General features: G+C 72.3%; 19 protein-coding genes. 9 read left to right on the top strand and 10 right to left on the bottom strand.

The annotated features are described in order from the left end of the window. Positions 1-84: 84 nt before the first annotated feature. Positions 85-927 (bottom strand): FKBP-type peptidyl-prolyl cis-trans isomerase, encoded by an 843-nt coding sequence (locus tag AB0H64_RS11405; protein WP_357622826.1) that lies wholly within the window; start codon positions 925-927, stop codon positions 85-87. Between the two features lie 144 nt (positions 928-1071). On the opposite strand from AB0H64_RS11405, the gene AB0H64_RS11400 reads away from it, so the two are divergent. Together AB0H64_RS11400 and AB0H64_RS11395 are read left to right on the top strand one after the other, a co-directional pair. Continuing rightward, complete coding sequence (locus AB0H64_RS11400; protein WP_357622824.1) at positions 1072-2121, top strand: DUF2293 domain-containing protein; 1050 nt, start codon at positions 1072-1074, stop codon at positions 2119-2121. Then, positions 2118-2501, top strand: coding sequence for an MmcQ/YjbR family DNA-binding protein (locus tag AB0H64_RS11395; protein WP_357622822.1), 384 nt, complete (start codon positions 2118-2120; stop codon positions 2499-2501). Before AB0H64_RS11400 ends, AB0H64_RS11395 begins: the two co-directional genes overlap by 4 nt. A gap of 25 nt (positions 2502-2526) precedes the next feature. Here the strand turns inward: AB0H64_RS11395 and AB0H64_RS11390 are convergent, their stop codons facing one another. The 3 genes from AB0H64_RS11390 to AB0H64_RS11380 all read right to left on the bottom strand — a co-directional run bounded on the left by AB0H64_RS11390 (position 2527) and on the right by AB0H64_RS11380 (position 5841). Then, a complete protein-coding gene (locus AB0H64_RS11390; protein WP_357622820.1) occupies positions 2527-3717 on the bottom strand; it encodes a serine hydrolase domain-containing protein in 1191 nt (396 codons plus the stop codon). A 148-nt stretch (positions 3718-3865) separates the two neighbouring features. Further along, a complete protein-coding gene (locus AB0H64_RS11385; protein ID WP_357622818.1) occupies positions 3866-4984 on the bottom strand; it encodes an ABC transporter substrate-binding protein in 1119 nt (372 codons plus the stop codon). Beyond that, positions 4981-5841: a fumarylacetoacetate hydrolase family protein gene (locus AB0H64_RS11380; RefSeq protein ID WP_357622816.1), complete on the bottom strand. Its 861-nt coding sequence runs from the start codon at positions 5839-5841 to the stop codon at positions 4981-4983. The genes AB0H64_RS11385 and AB0H64_RS11380 overlap by 4 nt, the downstream gene beginning before the upstream one ends. Positions 5842-5953: 112 nt before the next feature. Between AB0H64_RS11380 and AB0H64_RS11375 the strand changes: the two genes are divergently transcribed. The 4 genes from AB0H64_RS11375 to AB0H64_RS11360 all read left to right on the top strand — a co-directional run bounded on the left by AB0H64_RS11375 (position 5954) and on the right by AB0H64_RS11360 (position 8554). After that, on the top strand, positions 5954-6658 hold the full coding sequence (locus AB0H64_RS11375; protein ID WP_357622814.1) for a dienelactone hydrolase family protein: 705 nt from the start codon (positions 5954-5956) through the stop codon (positions 6656-6658). A 65-nt stretch (positions 6659-6723) separates the two neighbouring features. Beyond that, entirely contained in the window at positions 6724-7266 is a 543-nt protein-coding gene (locus tag AB0H64_RS11370; RefSeq protein ID WP_357622812.1) for a VanZ family protein, read from the top strand. A gap of 153 nt (positions 7267-7419) precedes the next feature. After that, a complete protein-coding gene (locus AB0H64_RS11365) occupies positions 7420-8172 on the top strand; it encodes a GntR family transcriptional regulator (RefSeq protein ID WP_357622810.1) in 753 nt (250 codons plus the stop codon). Positions 8173-8293: 121 nt separating this feature from the next. After that, the gene (locus AB0H64_RS11360) at positions 8294-8554 is read left to right on the top strand and encodes a hypothetical protein (RefSeq protein ID WP_357622808.1); all 261 of its coding nucleotides are present in this window, start codon (positions 8294-8296) and stop codon (positions 8552-8554) included. Between the two features lie 193 nt (positions 8555-8747). Here AB0H64_RS11360 and AB0H64_RS11355 read toward each other — a convergent pair whose 3' ends face one another. Beyond that, the gene (locus AB0H64_RS11355; RefSeq protein ID WP_357622806.1) at positions 8748-9911 is read right to left on the bottom strand and encodes a hypothetical protein; all 1164 of its coding nucleotides are present in this window, start codon (positions 9909-9911) and stop codon (positions 8748-8750) included. Positions 9912-10058: 147 nt separating this feature from the next. Here AB0H64_RS11355 and AB0H64_RS11350 point away from each other — a divergent pair, with 147 nt between their 5' ends. Beyond that, on the top strand, positions 10059-10580 hold the full coding sequence (locus AB0H64_RS11350; RefSeq protein WP_310708078.1) for a gamma carbonic anhydrase family protein: 522 nt from the start codon (positions 10059-10061) through the stop codon (positions 10578-10580). Here AB0H64_RS11350 and AB0H64_RS11345 read toward each other — a convergent pair. Then, on the bottom strand, positions 10552-11424 hold the full coding sequence (locus tag AB0H64_RS11345) for a hypothetical protein (protein WP_357622804.1): 873 nt from the start codon (positions 11422-11424) through the stop codon (positions 10552-10554). The genes AB0H64_RS11350 and AB0H64_RS11345 overlap by 29 nt on opposite strands. Positions 11425-11517: 93 nt before the next feature. Between AB0H64_RS11345 and AB0H64_RS11340 the strand changes: the two genes are divergently transcribed. Further along, entirely contained in the window at positions 11518-13296 is a 1779-nt protein-coding gene (locus AB0H64_RS11340) for a hypothetical protein (protein WP_357622802.1), read from the top strand. A gap of 214 nt (positions 13297-13510) precedes the next feature. Continuing rightward, on the top strand, positions 13511-13672 hold the full coding sequence (locus AB0H64_RS11335; protein WP_181019825.1) for a hypothetical protein: 162 nt from the start codon (positions 13511-13513) through the stop codon (positions 13670-13672). A 118-nt stretch (positions 13673-13790) separates the two neighbouring features. Here the strand turns inward: AB0H64_RS11335 and AB0H64_RS11330 are convergent, their stop codons facing one another. The 4 genes from AB0H64_RS11330 to AB0H64_RS11315 form a co-directional block, all read right to left on the bottom strand. Continuing rightward, on the bottom strand, positions 13791-14072 hold the full coding sequence (locus tag AB0H64_RS11330) for a metal-sensitive transcriptional regulator (protein ID WP_310708167.1): 282 nt from the start codon (positions 14070-14072) through the stop codon (positions 13791-13793). 29 nt (positions 14073-14101) lie between these two features. Next, positions 14102-15175 carry a glycosyltransferase gene (locus AB0H64_RS11325; RefSeq protein WP_357622800.1) on the bottom strand — a complete coding sequence of 358 codons (1074 nt, stop codon included), beginning with the start codon at positions 15173-15175 and terminating at the stop codon, positions 14102-14104. After that, the gene (locus AB0H64_RS11320; RefSeq protein ID WP_357622798.1) at positions 15172-15969 is read right to left on the bottom strand and encodes a hypothetical protein; all 798 of its coding nucleotides are present in this window, start codon (positions 15967-15969) and stop codon (positions 15172-15174) included. The genes AB0H64_RS11325 and AB0H64_RS11320 overlap by 4 nt, the downstream gene beginning before the upstream one ends. Positions 15970-16117: 148 nt before the next feature. Then, a complete protein-coding gene (locus tag AB0H64_RS11315; RefSeq protein WP_357622796.1) occupies positions 16118-18220 on the bottom strand; it encodes a (Fe-S)-binding protein in 2103 nt (700 codons plus the stop codon). Between the last annotated feature and the right edge of the window lie 128 nt (positions 18221-18348).

Raw genomic sequence — 18348 nt, 5'->3', positions numbered from 1 at the left:
AAGCCATCTCCTTCCCCCCTCCCGGCGGCCCGGCGTCCTCTTGGACACCGGGCCGCCGCCCTTCGTCCCCGTCACCGGTACGGGTCAGAGCGGCTGGAGGGCGTCGATGACGTCGATGACGTACACGGTCCGGCCGCCGTCCGCCCCGCCGGCTCCGGACTCGGGCTCGTGCTCGGGCACGGGCACGGGCACGGGCACGGCCATGCGGGCGCCCACGTGCACGCCCACCAGCCCGGCCAGCCAGGCGGCGGGCGCCGACCCGGGCGCGAGCGTGACGGCGCTCGGCCCGCCGCGCCGGAAGGACGAGTCGACGATCCGGCGCTCGGGCACCCGCATCGCCAGGTACTGCACCACCACCCTCGCCCCCTCCTGGATCTCCGGGCCGGAGCCGTCGATGAGCGTGCTGGCCCTGTCCAGCGGCAGGCCGGCGGGCACGGTCGGCAGCGGCCGGCCCACCCGGCGCGCGTCCGGCGGGTAGCCGCCGAGGACGTCGAAGACCACGACCACCACCGCCTCCGGATCGACGCCGTCGAGCGGCACGCCCGGCCCGGCGGCCTCGGCCGCATGGCTGACGAGCACGACGCGGCTGCCGGCCGGCCGGTCCATGAGCGCCTCGTGCCAGGTCCTGGGAACCGTGCGGCCGTCGAAGACGACCGAGACGGGCTGCCGGGCCTCGTACGTGCCGGCCTGCCGGCTGCCGTCCGACCACAGGCGTACGGACACGTCCGCGAGCACCACGTCGCCGGGGAGCGTGCGGCGGCCCTGCCCGGCGGAGAGCACGGCCACGCGCGGCAGGCGCCCCGGCGCGCCGTCCGGGACGGCGACGGCCGGCTCGGTCCCGAACGCGCCGGTCACCACCGGCAGCCCGCCGTCGGCGACTCCGCAGGACGTGGCGAGCATGAGAACGGCCGGCCAGAACAGGCGCACGATCCCCTCCGGAATGCCGGAATTACCGGAGGCGCGAGGAGTCTCCGGAGCTGCCTGACCCGGCGCGCCGGATCCGCCTGCTTCCTTGCCGGGATCGACCCAAGCAAAGCCGATCGGAGGTCAAAGAGGCGGCACACTGGGTGCGTGAGCAAGCCCAACCTGTCCCGCCGGGTCGCCGAGGCGGCCGGGATCGCCCTGACCAACCGGAAGTACGTGACGTTCGTGGACGTGGTCACCGGACTGCGGTGGCTGCACTCGCGGCACGTCGACACCTGGCGGCAGGGCCGGGCCGCCACGCTGGCCGAGCTGGCGGCGGTCGACGACGACCGGCTGCTCGCCGCCGCCGCGCTGCTGCGCGACTGGGCCGAGGGGCAGGGGCTGCGCCCGGTGGAGGCGTCGTACGTGTCCGGCAGCCGTGACCGGCGCGAGCTGCGGTTCACGGCCGGCGACCATCCGCAGGAGGCGTTCCGCGTCCACTGGGTGTCGCCGGAGCTGAGCGAGGCCCGGGTGCGGCGGTTCGCCGAGCGCCAGAGCAAGGCGCCCGACCTGACGGTCGTCGTGCCGCAGCAAGCGTGGACGTGCGCCTCGTGCGGCGACACGGGACCGTACCTGATCATGGAGGACGACCGGCCGCACTGCCTGACCTGCGCGGACATGGACCATCTGGTGTTCCTGCCGTCGGGTGACGCGGCGCTCAGCCGGCGGGCCAAGCAGGAGAGCGGCCTGGCCGCCGTGGTCGTCGAGTACAACCGCCGGCGCAAGGTCTACCAGCGCAGGGGCCTGCTGGTGGAGGAGCGGGCGCTGACGCTGGCCGAGGAGCGCTGCCTGGCCGACGAGGAGGCCCGGCTGCGCCGCCGCGAGCGCGACAGGGAGCGCCGGGCCGAGCAGGACGACGACTTCCGGGCCCGGATGGCGGCCGAGATCCGAACCCTGTTCCCGGGCTGCCCCGCCGAGCGGGCCGAGGAGATCGCCGGGCACGCCGCCCTGCGCGGCAGCGGGCGGGTGGGCCGCACGGCGGCGGCCAGGGCACTCGACGCGAACGCGATCACGCTCGCCGTGGTCGCGTCGATCCGCCACCTCGACACCGACTACGACACGCTGCTGATGACGGGCGTCCCCCGGGCCGAGGCACGCGACCGGATCCGCGACGCCATCGACGCCAAGCTGGCCGACTTCAGGAGGAGGACGACATGAACGACACGGCTGCGTGGTCCCGGGTGCGCGACGAGCTGCGGGACTTCGCGCTCGGCCTGCCCGAGACCCGCGAGGACCACCCGTGGGGCGAGACCGTCGTCAAGGTCGGCAAGAAGGTCTTCCTCTTCCTCGGCCTGGACGAGGCGACCGAGAAGTGGGCGCCGACCTTCGGGGTGAAGCTGCTGTCGGAGGCGCACGGCCATGCGCTGACCGTCGAGGGCGCCAGGCCCAGCGGCTACGGGCTGGGCAAGGCCGGCTGGGTGACGGTCCCGTTCACGGCCGAGCTGCCCGAGACCGAGGTCCTCCTCGACTGGGTCGAGGAGAGCTACCGGGCCATCGCCACCAAGCGGGCCATCAAGGCCCTGGACGAGCGGGCATAGCGGCGAGGCCCGTCCCCGGCCGTGACTACTGGGCGAAGGCGGCCAGCGCGACGGCCAGCGTGCGCTCGTTCTGGCCCTGCGCCTTGGCGTCGGTGGAGTTGACCGAGTAGACCAGGGTGCGGCTCAGGTCGCGGGTGGCGCCCACGCCGGCGGACGAGCCGTACCGCGCGCCGGTCTTGCCGAAGGCCACGATGCCGCCCGGCAGCTCGATCCGTGACAGGCCGGAGGTGTAGACGGCGGGCTTGTCCGTGCCGTACAGCTTGACGTCGGGGACCGTGAACATCGGCTTCAGCTGCGCCGCGGGCACGACCTTGCCGGAGAACAGCGCCCTGACGAACTTCTCCAGGTCGGCGGTCGTGGAGATGAGGTCGCCCGAGGCCCACGTGGAGGTGACGCTCATTGCCGTCATGTCCACCACGTACGCGTCGCCGTACGCGAAGGAGTCGGGGAAGCCCTTGGGCACCACCTGGTAGCCGTGGTTGTGCCGGCCCTTGATCTTGACCGAGTCGCCGGGCAGGTAGCTGTCGCGCATGCCGACCGGGCGCAGGATTCTCGTGGTGACCTCGTGCTCGTACGAGCGGCCCGTGACCTTCTCGATGAGCATGCCGGCGACGAACGTGTTGGTGTTCAGGTAGTGCTGCCGGGTGCCGGGGGTGAACTCGATCGGGTTCTCCACGGCCTCGGCGACGTACTCCTCCGGGGTCCACTGCTGGAATCGGGTCTCGTAGACCCACTCCAGGCCGCCCGGGACCTTCGGCGAGGGCAGCCCGCTGGTGTGGTTCAGGAGCTCTCCGACGCTGATCGCCGGGTAGCCCGCCGGAAGGAGGCCGGGCAGGTACTCCTGGACGGTGCCGTCGAGCGAGAGCTTCCCCTCGGCGACGAGCTGGAGGACGACCGCGGTGGTGAAGATCTTCGTGACGCTCCCGGCGCGGAACCGCGCCCCCTCGCGGGCGGGCCGCTTGGTGCGCAGGTCGGTCACGCCGGTGACGCCCTTCCAGGAGCCCCGGGAGCCGCCGATGCGGACCTCGGCGGCGGTGGCGTCGGCCGCGGGGAGGCCGGCGATGCTCGCCTTGAGCGCCGCCGCGTTGATCGGCGGCACCCCCGCGGCCGTGGCCGTCACCGCGGTGGGGGCGGCGGCGAGTGCGGCCGGGCCGGCGGCGACGGTCGTGAGGGCGGCTACGGCGAGTGCGGCGGCGGCCAGGCGGGTGCGGTTCATGATGGCGTGTCTCCAGCTCGGAAGGGGTTTTCCTGGATGGCTCCATCCTGTCGATCATCCGCTCCCACCGGATCGCCGAGACCGGCGATCTTCCGGCTCCCTCTCACGAGGGAACCGGCCTCGCCCCCTCGGGCGAGCGATCCCCCCGTCAGCCCGTGGGCGGGATGGTGGCGATGACCCGGTTGACCCCGTTCTCGTACCGCAGGGCGTACCACGTCTGCACCGGGCTGTGCGTCACCGGATCGAGCCGGAACGTGCCCCGCGGGCTGTCCACCTCCCGCACCCGGCCGAGCGCCCGCGTCAGGTCGCCGCTGTCCGCCCCGCCCTCCGACACGGCCAGGTCGATCAGCCGCATGGCGTCCCAGCCCTGCACGGCCACCGTCGAGGGGTCACGCCGGGTCGCCGCCCGCCACCGGGCCACGAACGCGGTGTTGGCCGGGTTGGCCAGCGCCGGTGAGTAGAGGCCCACGCTGGTCGTGCCCTCGGCGTCGGCGCCGACGGCCGCCGCCACGTCCTCGTCGGTGAGCTGCTGGCAGGCCAGCAGCTCCACCTTCCGGTCGTAGCCGAGCTGCTTGTACGTCCTGGCGAACGAGACCGCCTCGGCCCCGGCGTAGAACGCGTACAGCAGCTGGGCGTCCGCCGGGATCTTCTCCAGGTACGGCCCGAGGTCGGTGGCCCCGCCGAACGGCGTGAGCACGCGCTTGAGCGGCTCGGCCCCGTAGCCCTCGGCGAAGCCGTCGAGGGTCTGGACGCCCCCCGAGTAGTCGGACGCCATCGCCACGACCCGCACCCGGCCGTGGCTGCGGGCCGCGTACCTGCCGGCCGCCTCGCCCTGCTCCCGGTTGGTGAACGACACCCGGAACACCCCGGGGCCGTCCAGCTCGTCCGCGCCCGCGTTGGCGATCACCACCGGGGTGCCCGCCACCTCGCGCACCACCTCGACCGCCACCGGGGAGGCGACCAGGCCGGTCACCACGCTCACGCCCTCGCCCGACACCAGCCGCCGGGCCTGCTGCCGCGCCTGGTCGGGACTGCCCGAGTCGTCGGCGACCAGCAGCCGGGCCGGCCGGCCGCCCAGCATGCCGTCATGGGCGTCCAGGTAGAGGCGCATGGCGGTCTCCATGTCCTCGCCCAGCTTCGCGTACACACCGGTCCGGGAGACGATCGCGCCCACCTTGACCACGGGGTCGTGCCGCACCTGCATGGCCGGCGAGGCACCGCACCCGGCCACCAGCAGCAGCACCACCGCCGCCGCGGCCGCTCTCACGCGGCGAACACCGCGCACACGGACCCCAGATCCTCGATCCACGCCTCGAACACGTCGCCGGGCGCCACCGGGACCATCTGCCCCAGCGCGCCGGTCAGCACGACGTCGCCCGCGCGCAGCGGCCGGTCGGTACGGCCCAGCGCCCCGGCGACCCAGGTGGCCGCGTTGAGCGGGTGGCCCAGGCAGTCCGCGCCCGAGCCGGCCGACACCTGCGTGCCCGCCCGGGTCATCGTCATCGCCGCCGTCCGCAGGTCGAGCCCGGCCAGCGGCACTGGGGCGCCGCCCAGCACGAACGCGCCACCGGAGGCGTTGTCCGCGATCGTGTCGACCGGCGTGATGTCCCAGCCGGCCACGCGCGAGTCGGCGATCTCGATCGCGGGCAGCGCGAAGTCCACCGCCCGGATCACCTCCGCCACCGTGAACGGCCCGCCCACCAGGTCACGGCCCAGCACCAGGGCGACCTCGGCCTCCGCCATCGGCTGGAGGAACCGCCCCACCGGCACCGGCACCCCCTCGGGGAGGGCCATGTCGGCGAAGAGGGCGCCGTGGGAGCACTCGCGAGCGCCGAACCGCTCCCGCACGAGCGCGTTGGTCAGCCCCGCCTTCCGTCCGACGAGCCGCCGGCCCTCCCCCAGCGCCCGCCGGGTGCCGATCTCCTGGACGGCGAAGGCGTCGCCCACCGTGCCGATGAGATCCCTGACCGGCGGGCACGGCTTGCCCGAGCGCGCGGCCTCGGCCAGCCGCCCGGCCGCCTGCGCCCGGATGTCCACCGCGTCCGACCAGGTGTCCGCCGCGTCCGACCGAGTGTCCGCCGCGTCCGACCGGGTGTCCACCGCGTCCGACCATTCGTCCTGCATGCCGCACCGTCCTGTCCGCGTCGACTGCCATCTGCCAGCTTCGCACCGCCGGCGGCCGCACGGCAGCGGTCATTTCACGCGGCTCTCGTCCGGGATGCGCCATCCTGGGAGCATGGACAAGCGCATCGACCAGGTGACCGCCCACGACGGCTCATTCGACGTCCACGTCTGGCTTCCCGACGGCGGCAGCGGGCCGGGGATCCTCCTGGTCCAGGAGATCTACGGCGTCGGCCCGTACATCGCCAAGGTCGCCGAGGAGCTGGCCGGGCGCGGTTACGTGGTGGCGGCGCCCGACCTGTTCTGGCGCCTGCGGCCCGGCTGGGTCGGCGAGCACACCCCCGAGGGGACCGCGGCGTCGATCGAGCTGGCCTCCGGCTTCGACCTGCCGCAGGGCGTGGCCGACTGCGCGCTGACGCTCGTCCACCTGCGCGGGCTGCCCGAGGTGACGGGCGGGCTCGGGGCGCTCGGGTTCTGCCTGGGCGGGTCGGTGGACTTCATGCTCGCCACGCAGGCGGAGCTCGACGCCGTCCTGTCCTTCTACGGCTCCGCCGTGCCGGAGGCGACCGGGCTGATGGAGCGGATCTCCTCGCCGCTGCTGCTGGTCTTCGGCGGTAGCGACCCGTACATCCCGCGCGAGCAGGTGGCGAAGGTCGAGGAGGCGGCGCAGGGGCGGCCGAATGTGCGGGTGTACGTGGACGAGGAGGCGGGGCACGCCTTCCACAACAGCGAGTCGCCGATGTTCCACCACCCGGAGGCGGCCGAGCGCGCGTGGCGCATCGCCCTCGACTTCCTCGGCACCCATCTGCCCGTCTCCTGACGCCGTGCGGGGCTGTCCTGGAGGACAGGTTCTCGTACCCCCGGTCCGGCCATCATGATGTGCCGATGGGGCAAACCTGGGAGCTGTGGGGAAATATCATCATCGCTGCGGTTCTGGCGCTTCCGCTGGCAGCGGCCCTGACGTACCTCCTGGCCCGGCGCCGCGCCCGCGCCGGGCACCCCGCGCCCGCCCGCACCGCCCTGGCCGACGTCGGCATCCTGGCCGGCACGCTTCCCTGGCTGTGGATGATCCTCACCCCGGCCACCGGTCAGGAAGGTGTCAGTCTCGTCCCGTTCACCGACCTCGTCACTCTCGCCAGCGCGCCGCCGGGCGCGGTGTTGACGCAGGTCGGAGGCAATCTGCTGGTCTTCGCCGCGCTGGGCGGCCTGCTGCCCGTGCGCAGCCCGCGCTTCGCCTCCACGGCGCGGGTGGCCGCCGCCGGCGCCGCCGCCTCGGTCACGGTCGAGGCTCTCCAGCACGTCCTTCGGCTCGGCCGCTACTCGTCGATCGACGACGTTCTCGTCAACACCACGGGCGCCGTGCTGGCCGCGCTGGTTACTCGCCGCTGGTGGGCCACCCGGATAACGACGCGCACGGTTCCCCGATAAAGGGCGGCGGAAACCGGTTTCGGCTCGCCACATGGGCACGATCCGCTCAAAAGAAGCACGCGACCATCCTGCGTATCTGTGCGATCGTGGACAAGACGGGGCAAGTTCTCTGGAGACGCCAAACCCGGTTGGTGACAGAGGGTGGTATCAAACGTGTCTGAATCCCCGGTACCCCATGATCTCCCCATCTACCGCCGTATCGCCGACGGCCTCCGCTCCCGGATCCTCGCCGGCGAGCTGAGAGACGGGGACCGGCTACCGGGCGAGAACGCGCTGATGGCCGACTACTCGATCGCCCGTGCCACCGCGAGGCAGGCGCTGGCCGTCCTCATCAACGAAGGTCTGGCCGTCCCCAAACGAGGGTCGGGGGTCTATGTGCGCCTGTTCAAGCCGATACGCAGGCACGGCTCGCGCCGCCTGGCGCGTGACCAGTGGGGTGAGGGGCACTCCATCTGGGACGCCGACGTGCGCGGCCGGCCGTTCACCGTGGACGAGGTGGAGGTGCTCAGCGAGGAGGCCCCCGAGGACGTGGCCGAGGTGCTGGACAGCCGCCAGGCGTGGATCAGGCGGCGGCGCTACTCGGTCGACGGGCGGCCGGTGCAGCTCGCCACCTCGTACTTCCCCGCACGGGCGGTCGAGGGCAGCGCCATCACACTGCCCGACACCGGGGCGGGCGGCGTCTACGCCAGGCTGCGCGACCTCGGGCTCGCGCCGGCGCACTTCACCGAGGAGATCCGGGCCCGCATGCCCGCGCCGAGGGAGAGCGAGCTGCTGGGCCTGCCGGGCGGCACACCCGTGATCGTGATCGCCCGCACGGCGTACACGTCGAGCGGCGTGCCGGTCGAGTACAACGAGATGGTCCTGGACTCCGCCGCCTACGTACTCCAGTACGACTTCGACGCCTAGGTCAAGCAAGGTTGTCAAGCGATAGGTTGACCTGTCCTTTGCGATCATTTACTTCTCTAGAGAACACGCGCACCCTTCAAGGAGATGGAACCTCGCAGGAGGCCCCGGAGGGATGACGCGCATGTCCTTTGACCGGCACCTCGCCGACATCGCCCGGGAGTTCTCCCAGTGGACCATCTGGCGGAGCGACGCGGGCCGCTGGTGGGCGACACGCCACCAGCCACTCAGCGACGCGCAGCGCGACGCCGGATGCGCGATGACCATCGACGCGGACGACCCGGACGACCTGCGCGAGCGGATCCGGGAGCAGGAGATCAGGGCCGGTGATCCGCAGGGCGCGGCCGGGGACCCGGGGCGGCGCGCCGGGCCCGCGCCCTCCTGACGCGCGCCCCGGCCGCACACCGGCCGGGGGGCGCGCACGAGCAGCCCGGTGCCGGGTCCAGCGTCTCGGCGGCCCCGGCACCGGGCCACCAACGGGGCCATGTGCGCGGAAGCCTCCGACCCGATCGGGGGCGGAGGCTTCCGCTCTCCATGGCCACGACCTCAGGGCCGCGCCTGGCTTCCCGGCGTCCGGCCTACTTACGCAGGTCGGACAGACGGCCCAGGTTCACGTCGGTGTCGTCGGAGACCAGGGGTGCGTTCGGTGTTCCCGGTCGCGGCTCGTCATCCTCCACGATGACGCGTACGTCGTCCTGGTCCACGGGCTCCTGCGGGGCGCCGAGCAGCGGACCGACCGCCTCCGGCTCCTGCTGAGCCGGCACCTGCTCGACCGGTGCCGGCCCGACCAGCGCCAGCCCCACCCGCCCCTGCCCGACCGGCTCCTGCTCGACCGGCCCCTGCCCGACCGGCGCAGGCTCGCCCTGCGCCCGCTCGCGCGGCTCCTCCGGCGCCGGGGCCGGCTCGCGCGGCGGGCCCGCCTGCTCCACCACCAGCGGTCCGGCCGCGTTCTCGGTCCGCATCAGGTCCCCCAGCACCGAGCCGATCTCGCTGAGCCGGCGCACGACCTCGGAGTGCGTGTTGGTGAGGTACTCGACGCGCCGGCCCGCGTGCTCGTCCAGCGCGGCCGCGCGCCGGTTGGCGTCCGCGAGCGTCGACTCCGCCTCGCCGCGGGCGGCGGCCAGGGTCCGGTCGGCCTCGGCGCTCGCCGACTCCAGCAGCCGGGCCGCCTCCTGCTCGGCGCCCGTGACCAGCCGCTCGGCCTCGGCCCGCGCGGACCGCAGGGTCTCGTCGGCCTCCGTGCGGGCGGTGGTGAGCTGCTCCTCGGCGTCGGAGCCGGCCTGCGCCAGCATGCCCTCGGCCGCCGCCGTGGCGTCGGCCACCCGCCGCTCCGCCTCGGCCTGGGCGGAGGTCAGGATCTCGTCGGCGGTCGCGCGGGCCGACGACACGAGCCGCTCGGCCTCCTCCGCGGCCTGCTCGCGCAGCTGGGCGGACTCGGTCTCGGCGTCGGCCCGCTTGGCGGCGGCCTCCTCCTCGCCCAGCTTGAGGATCTGCGCGAGCCGGGGGCTGAGATCCTCGTAGCTCTGCGGCGCCTCGACCATGCGCCGCCTGGCCTCGGCCAGCTCGACGCGGCCCTGCTCGGCCTGCTCGATCGCCCTGGCCAGCCGTTCCTCGAGATCCCGTATCTGGTTGCGGGTGCGCGTCATGTAGTCGTGGACCTGACGGCGGTTGTAGCCGCGCATCACGACCTCGAAGGTGTCCTCTTGCATCAGATCGGGAATGCTCTCGTGCTGGTTTGTCATGGGGGTTACCTAAAGGTTTGCGTGAGCCGGGGGAAAACTGCGGGTTGTGAGGGTCTGGCAGCGAGACGTCAGGAAACGACTCTCCTGCCATCTGCCCACGTCCGCAAGCGGAACGCCTGACGTGGAGCGGGAATTACGATGGGCCGGGTGTACATCGCAGCGCTGGACGGCGGGGCCGTCCCCGACATTCACCCCGAGGCGTACATAGCGCCTGGCGCCGTCGTGGTCGGACGGGTGCGCGTGGGACGCGCGTCCAGCATCTGGTACGGCTCGGTCCTGCGCGGGGACGACGAGCGGATCGAGATCGCCGAGGAGTGCAACGTCCAGGACCTGTGCTGCCTGCACGCCGACGCGGGCCAGCCGGCGATCCTGGAGCCGCGCGTGAGCCTGGGCCACAAGGCCATGGTCCACGGCGCCCACGTGGAGAGCGGCGCGCTCGTCGGCATCGGCGCGATCGTGCTCGGCGGCGCCCGCATCGGCGCCGGCACTCTGGTCGCGGCCGGCGCCGTGATCGGCCCGGGCAAGCGCATCCCGGCCGGCGTGCTCGTCGCGGGAGTCCCGGGCCGCGTGGTCCGCGAGCTCACCGACGACGACCGTGCCTCCTTCGCCCGCACACCCGACAACTACATGGCCAAGGCGGTCAGGCACCGGCAGGCGTCAACGTCTTGATCAGCGCCGCGTCCGACACCGACGCGGTGTTGAGCGGGTCGGCGTACTCCGGCAGCTCGGGGCGCAGGAAGTGGACGAAGTCGACGGTCAGCTTCAGGTCGGGCAGGCCCTTGATCTGCTTGGCGTTGCCCTGCGCCGCGTCCTTCTTGAGCGCCGCGTAGCTGTCCCAGTCGGTGTACGCGGTGACGCCCCACTGGAGCACCTCGGGCAGCTCCGACGGCCAGCGGCGGGCGACCTTCCAGGCGCCGCCCTCCTCCCGGTACAACGCCGCGGCGAGCCGGCCGGCCCTGGCTAGGACGAGATCGACCCAGCCCGCCTTGACGGGGACCTCCAGCGGCTTGGATCCGCCGTTCAGCGTGTACTTCGCCTCGACCTGGCCGCTCTTCTCGGCGGTGCCCGTGGTCACCGACATCCAGGTCGGCTTGTCGTACGTGCCGGGCACCCGGGCCATCAGCCCGCCGAGCGAGAACTTCCGCTTCGGCTTGGCGCCCTTCTTGCCCTCGACCTTGACCCGGGCGTGCATGACGATGTCGCCGGCCAGCTCCTGGTACACGAACGGACCACGGAAGCCGTCGAACCACGTCGAGGTCTTGGGCTCCAGGTAAAGCGAGCCCTTCACCGTGGTGTTCACGTCGAGCTTGGCGATGCGGTCGACGTCCTTCTCGGTGTCGCTCAGCTTGACCCAGGCGGCCAGGTCGGTCGCCGCGGCGAACTCGGTGGACGCACCGCCCACCTCGCCTCCGGGTGCGGGCGGGGAGGCCCTGGCCACGTCGAGCACGCCGGGGCCGGTCGGGGAGGGCTGCGCCGCAGTGGTCGTCCCGCATCCCGCGAGTCCCATCGCCACCAGCACTATCACAGTCCTCTTCAACCTCATAGTGGGACATTCTGCCGTGTATGGGCGGTCGATGATCCCCGGACGGCAAGTACGATGGCCGCCGTGCGCCCCTGGGATGCGTTCGCCGCCACGGAAGCGGACGTCCGCGCGATGGTCGCGGACCCCCGCTGGCAGGACCTTCCCGTACCCGTGCGCGCCGAGGCGATCGCCTCGCGGACGCTGGTGACACCCGACGGCGACCGGTGGTTGTTCGGGGCGCATGCGCGGTGGCACCTGCACGACCCGGCCGACGGCCGCTGGCACCCGGCCCCGCCGCCGCGGGGAGCGCGGGTGCGGCCGGCCGAGCACGCCGCCGCGGTGCTGCCCGCCCGGGTGATCCCCCGCGGGCCGGACTTCGCCGCCGAGCCCGGCTCCACGCAGGCGTTCGTCGGACCGGACGTGCCCGACCATCTCACGGAGCAGGTCCGGGTGCTCGTACGGGCGGCCGGGCGCCGGTCGGAGAAGGACTTCCCGCTGACGGCGTTCGACGAGATCCTCGCCGGTGACGTGCCGAGCACGGTCGCGGCCGTCTGGGGCACGGTGATGTGGTGCGCGTACGCGCCGGCCTTCGACGGCAACGAGCGGCTGCTGACCGTCTTCGGCGAGTACCTGCGCCGGCCCCTGCCCGGCGACGAGTGGGTGCGCTGGCTGCCCGCGCCGCCGCTGCTGGACCTGGTCCGGCTCGTGGCCGAGCGGCTGCGGGGGGGCCGCTCGCGCGAGGCGCTCCGGCTGACGGCGATCATGGCCGACACGGCGCAGATCCTGCTGTCCGACACGCGCTTCCGGCCGCGCGCGCTGGCGCTGCTCACGATGGTGGAGCCGGCGCTGTCACGGCCCGGCCTCGACGACCGCGCCGCGCTGCGCTCCGACGAGTCGGTACGGCTGGCGTGGCTCGACCGCTGCCCGGCCCGGCTGGCGCGGGCGATCCTGCCGGAGACGGACCCGGAGGCGCACTTCGCGCACACGGTGTACGACCTGATGGAGGCGCTGTCCTTCACCCGCGACCCGGCCCGCGCGGCCGCCACGCTGCTGGCCGACCTGTCCGACTCCCGGGGGCTGCTGCCGGGGCGGCTGGACCATCGGCTGCGGCACGCGTACGAGGAGCTGGCCCGCGCGGGGCTCACGGGCACGTCGGCGGCGGAGACGACGCATCCGGACGGCTTCGCGGTCCTGGGCCCCTCCCAGCCGCTCCCGGGCCCTCCCGGCGCCCTGGGCACCCCCACGGGCGCCTGGGCCCCGCCGCACCCGCTGGACACCACGGGAGCCTGGTCCCCGGGCGGCCCCGGCGGGAGGCGGGACGGACCGGACGAAGCCGGGGACCCCACCGGCGCGTGGAGCCCCGCCGACGAAACCGGCGCGTGGACGCCGGGCGGGCCGGCGGGCACCGGCTCGGGCCACTTCAGCCGGCCTGGCGGCCTCAGCCAGTCCGACGGCCTCAGCCAGTCAGGCGGCCTCCGTCGTACCGGCGGGGAGGACGCGTCCAGGACCGGCGCGCAGGCCCCGCACAGGACCGGTGGGCAGGACGCGCGCAGGACCGGTGGGGCGGGAGCGGGTGATCGGAGCGACCCCGTGACGAGCGGCGGAGAGGGGACGCGCTCCGGGCGGCTGGCGGCGGCGGTGGCGCGGCGGGTGCTGTCACGGATGCCGCGCCAGCGCGTCACGTCGGGCTTCGAGATCGAGCCGCCCGACCGGGCCACCGCGGCGGCCGTGCTGGGGGCGGCGTACGCGGCGGGGCTGGCGTGGCAGGCCGTGTCGGGGGCAAGGGTGCCGGAGCGCGGGTTCGCCGGACAGGCCGCGCTGGTGCGCAGGATCGTCCACGAACGCGATGATCTTCCCTCCTAAACCCACTAATACCGTTATTTCTCACTTACCTCGCCTATATCGTTCTAAGACGCCAAGCACCAGCCATCCGCTGAATTGTGATCTCTGATTGGGGAAATGACCCTCGTGGGGCCCCGGCGGCGCGCAAAGGAATGACTCCGATGGGCCATGTCGCCCGCAGGCCCCCGGCCGTAACCTCGTAGAGGGTGTGGGCTGCGGAAGGAAGGACGACGCGGTGGGGCACGACGACCTGGACTCTCGGGTCCACGACCGTGTCGCGTTGGACGAGATTGCGCTCTACGCCGAGGTACTTACCGCTGTTGCCATCAGCGAGCGGCGGCTGACCTTGGACGAGCTCGACGACGCGCTCGGATTGCGGACTTCAGCGAGTCATTGACGAACGATCACCATGACATGGTCCCGGACTCCTGAGGGGTCCGGGACGGTGGTGCGGGGGGTGGCTCACCTCCCACGACATGACTAGTCAGTCGTGCCGGCCACCCTCCTACGAGCTCCTACGAACGGACGAGTCGCGCGATCGCCGCCGACGCCTCCTTGACCTTCGCCTCGGCCTCGGGACCGCCGCTGTTGATCGCGTCGGCCACGCAGTGGGCGAGATGGTCCTCCAGCAGCCCCAGCGCCACCGCCTGGAGCGCCCGGGTCGCCGCCGACACCTGCGTGAGCACGTCGATGCAGTACGCGTCGTCGTCGACCATCCGCTGCAGGCCCCTGATCTGTCCCTCGATGCGCCTGAGCCGCGTCAGATATGCCTGCTTGTCACCGGTGTAGCCGTGCATGGTCACCACGATATCCGTATCCCTGTCGGTCATCTGAGGTCCGCGATCAACTTCTCCCACTGCACGGCCACCTCGGCGGCCGAGTGGCGCAGGGCGGTGTCGAGCGCGCCGGCGGCCAGCGACCGGCGCCTGCGCTCGTCGTCGATGAGGGCGAGCAGCGCGGCCGCGAACATCTCCAGCCCGGCGTCGCCGTCGTCCTCCGGCACCAGCACCCCGTTGTAGCCGGTCGCCACGAACTCCATCGGCCCTCGCGAGCCCTCGACGGCCACCACGGGCACCCCGCAGCCCATGGCCTCCAGCACGGTCATCCCGAGGTCACCGTTGCGGGAGGTGTTGGCCACGATCGACGCCTTGGCGAACTCCCCCGCGAGGTCGGGGGTGACGCCCATGAAGTAGACGTGGTTGTGCAGATCGAGGTCGCGCACCAGCTCGCGCAGCCGCCGTTCCTCGGGGCCGCCGCCGTACAGCCGCAGCCGCCAGTCCGGCCGCTTGTCGGCCACGGTGGCGAACGCCCTGATCAGCCGGTCGTACCCCTTGACCGGCACCCACCGCCCGCCGGCGGCGACGATGCGGTTGTCCATGCGCGAGCGCGGCCACGGGCCGGCCGGCAGCGCGTCGGGGACGGTGTGGACGGCGGGAGGCCCTTCGAGCAGCCGGGTCCACTCCTCGCCGGCCGCGTCGGTGGCGGTGGCGACCGCGTGCAGCCGGGGGTAGAACCGCTTGACCGGTCCGGGAACAGCAGGTCGCCCCCACTCGCGGGCGATCTTGAGCAGGTCGCGCGGGGCGTGCCGGGCGGCCTGGACGCCGAGCGCCGGCCGCGTCGTGATCAGTACGTCGGACTTGAGGCTGCGCAGCAGCCGCCAGAGCGCCACCTCCGCGCGCACCTGCCCGCGCGGCAGGAGACGCCTGCTGCCCGGCCTGGCGTCGATCACCGAGCGCATGACCACGTCCGGCCCGACGGGGAAGAACGGCCGGTCCTTGTGCCTCCTGACGCTGATCACCTCGACGTCGTGGCGTTCGGACAGCGCGGTGGCGAGGTTGAGGGTGGAGCGCACGTCGCCACGCATGCCGTACGCGGAGGAGACCAGCAGGGTGATCCTCACCCGCCCACCTCGATCCGCAGCTCGTCGTCGGCGGTGTAGCAGGGGCGGATGGGGACCCCGTCGATCCGGGTCGACGGGTAGTGCAGGCGGCGGCGTTTGCCGTCGACGTCGTCGAGCCGCGAGCCGAGCTTCAGCGGTGTGGCCACGCCCTCGACCTCCAGCGAGGGCTCCCAGGTGCCGGCCCCGTCGGGGTCGGCCGCGAGCACGTCCACCAGGGAGAACGCGGCGTGGAAGCGCACGCCCTGCACGGTCGCCCAGGTGCGCCGCATCTGATCGCCGGACTGCCTGCGCTGGAGGGCGAGCCTGGCCTCGTGACGGGCGTCGTCGTCCTCCAGCCCGGTGAAGGCCAGCAGGCCCATCACCTCGAAGCGGCCCTCCCTGAACCAGATCGAGCGCACCTCCGCGATCGGCTCGGCGTCGGCGATCTTCAGCGCGAGGTAGCCGTTGCGCGTCCGGTAGGAGCGGTAGGCGAGGGTCCGTTTGCACAGCGCGTACGTGTCGAGGTGGTCCAGCGAGAACCCCGGATCGACGCTGCGCAGCCGCACGCGCTTGCCGTCGCGCCGCAGGTAGGCGTCCCAGCGCCCGGCCGTCAGCATGAGCGGCGCCAGCGAGACCGCCAGGGTGGCCTCCCCGGCGCGCGCCCCCGGCGTGCCGAGCAGGACCTCACGTTCGACCCCCGTCGTCCGGTGCCTGAGGACGAGCTCCGTGCCGTCGCTCAGGGACTCCTCCATGGCCAGGCGGAGGGAGAGCACATCGGCGAGCGTGACTTCCGCGTCTGTGACCACGACGCGCATCGCGAGCCCCCTCCCCGTCGAATGAAGCCATGCGACGTTGAGGTTACCGTGATTTTCCCGTTATGTGGATGGCGGATTTCTTCCGAGGGTGTCCTCTGACATGCGGAACTCCTCCACATTACCTGTGGAGGAGTCCGACTTTTCGGTGTCAGGTAGGGGTTTTCACGGATTTGATCAAGAGCTGGGCAACGTCCACGACCTCCAGCGACTCCTTGGCCTCACCGTTGTTCTTCTTCTCGTTGATGGCGTCACCGAGCATCACCATGCAGAACGGGCACGCGGTGGAGACGGTGTCGGGATTCGTGGTCAGCGCCTCGTCCACGCGCTCGGTGTTGATGCGCTTGCCGATGCGCTCCTCCATCCACATGCGCGCGCCGCCGGCGCCGCAGCAGAAGCCGCGGTCCTTGTGGCGGTGCATCTCCTGGGTCTGCACGCCGGGCACCTTGGACATGATGTCGCGGGGCTGGGAGTAGACCTTGTTGTGGCGGCCGAGGAAGCACGGGTCGTGGTAGGTGATCTTCTCCTCGATCGGGGTGATCGGGGTCAGCTTGCCCTCGTCCACGAGCTTGGCCAGCAGCTGCGTGTGGTGCACGACCTCGTACGTGCCGCCGAGCTGGGGGTACTCGTTGGCCAGGGTGTTGAAGCAGTGCGGGCAGGTGGCGACGATCTTCTTGACGCCGGCCTCGTTGAGCGTCTCGATGTTCTGCTGGGCCAGCATGTTGAACAGGTACTCCATGCCGAGGCGCCGGGCCGGGTCGCCGCTGCACGCCTCCATGGGGCCGAGCACGGCGAACTTGACGCCCGCGATGTGCAGCAGCTCCGCGACCGCCTTGGTGGTCTTCTTGGCCCGGTCCTCCAGGGCTCCGGCGCAGCCCACCCAGAACAGGTACTCGGCGTCCTCGGGCATCTTCTCGTCGACGACCTCGACCTCGAAGTCGAGCTCCCCGATCCAGTCGGCCCGCTTCATCTCGGACATGCCCCAGGGGTTGCCCTTGTTCTCCAGGTTCTTGACCATCACGCCCGCCTCGGACGGGAACGACGACTCCACCATCACCTGGTAGCGGCGCATGTCGAGGATGTGGTCGATGTGCTCGATGTCCACCGGGCACTGCTCGACGCAGGCGCCGCAGTTGGTGCACGACCACAGCACGTCGGGGTGGATGACGCCGTCCTCGCCGACCAGCGGCTTGTCCAGCAGCGCGAGCACGTCGGTGTCGGCGTGCTCGGTGGAGGCCCCGGCCAGCAGGTACGGGGCCACCTTGAAGGCGTGGTCACGCTGGTCCAGGATGAGCATCTTCGGCGACAGCGGCTTGTCGGTGTTCCACGCCGGGCACTGCGACTGGCAGCGCCCGCACTCGGTGCAGGAGTAGAAGTCGAGGAAGCCCTTCCACGTGGTGTCGCCGATCTTGCCGCGGCCCAGCCGTTCGGGGTCGAGGTCCTCGTCCTCGAAGTCCACCGGCTTGCCGTCCACGCGCAACTCCGGCGCGCCGCCCAGGCCGTCGGGGCGGCGGGAGAACAGCACGTTGAGCGGCGCGGTGAAGATGTGCAGGTGCTTGGAGTTGACCACGATCACCAGGAACACCAGCATGAAGCCGATGTGCAGGAGCAGCGCGATCTCCTCCAGCAGCGCGCTGTCCGGCAGCACGTTCCCCAGGCCCAGCGAGACGAACGCGCCCGAGGAGTAGGGGAAGTTGCCGTTGGCCGCCGACGCGCCGCGGGCCAGGAACAGCGTCCAGATGATGTTGAAGATCATGAACAGGACGAGCCACGCCCCGCTCAGGTGCGAGCCGGAGAAGCGCGAGCCGCGTCCCAGCGTCTTGGGCGAGTTCTTGATCCGGATGACGGCGAACGCCACCAGGCCCAGGAGACACGCGACGGCGATGAAGTCCTGCAGGAACCCGAGCACCGGCCACTGGCCGACGAGCGGGATGTGGAAGTCGGGGCGGCCGGTGATCGCGCCCTGCACGATCGCGCCGTACGCCTCGATGTAGACGGTCAGCAGGATGAAGAACGCCCACATCACGAAGAAGTGCGCGACGCCGGACGGCGTCCACTTCAGCAGCTTCTTCTGGCCGAACACCTCGACGAGCTGCGCCTTGACCTCCTCGCCCGCGTGCGCCTTGGCGTACTCGACGCGTTCGAGGGCGGGGGGGCCCACGGTGGCGAGCTTGTAGAGGAACAGCGCCCGACGGCCCGCCACGGCCACCGCCAGGACGGTCATGACGAGTCCGATGATGGCTACCCAGAGCACGGGTCCTCCCACAGACGACGTTGGCTGCCAGCGTACGAGTGCCGGTCGAGCACGCGACGACCAGGCTGCCCCCAGAATCCTACCCATCGGTAACATTTCTGGGGTAACGCGACCCACCCTACGGCCAC

It is taken from the genome of Nonomuraea sp. NPDC050733 (assembly GCF_040654215.1).
GTDB lineage: Bacteria > Actinomycetota > Actinomycetes > Streptosporangiales > Streptosporangiaceae > Nonomuraea.
This window is presented reverse-complemented; position numbering and strand designations above follow the sequence as displayed.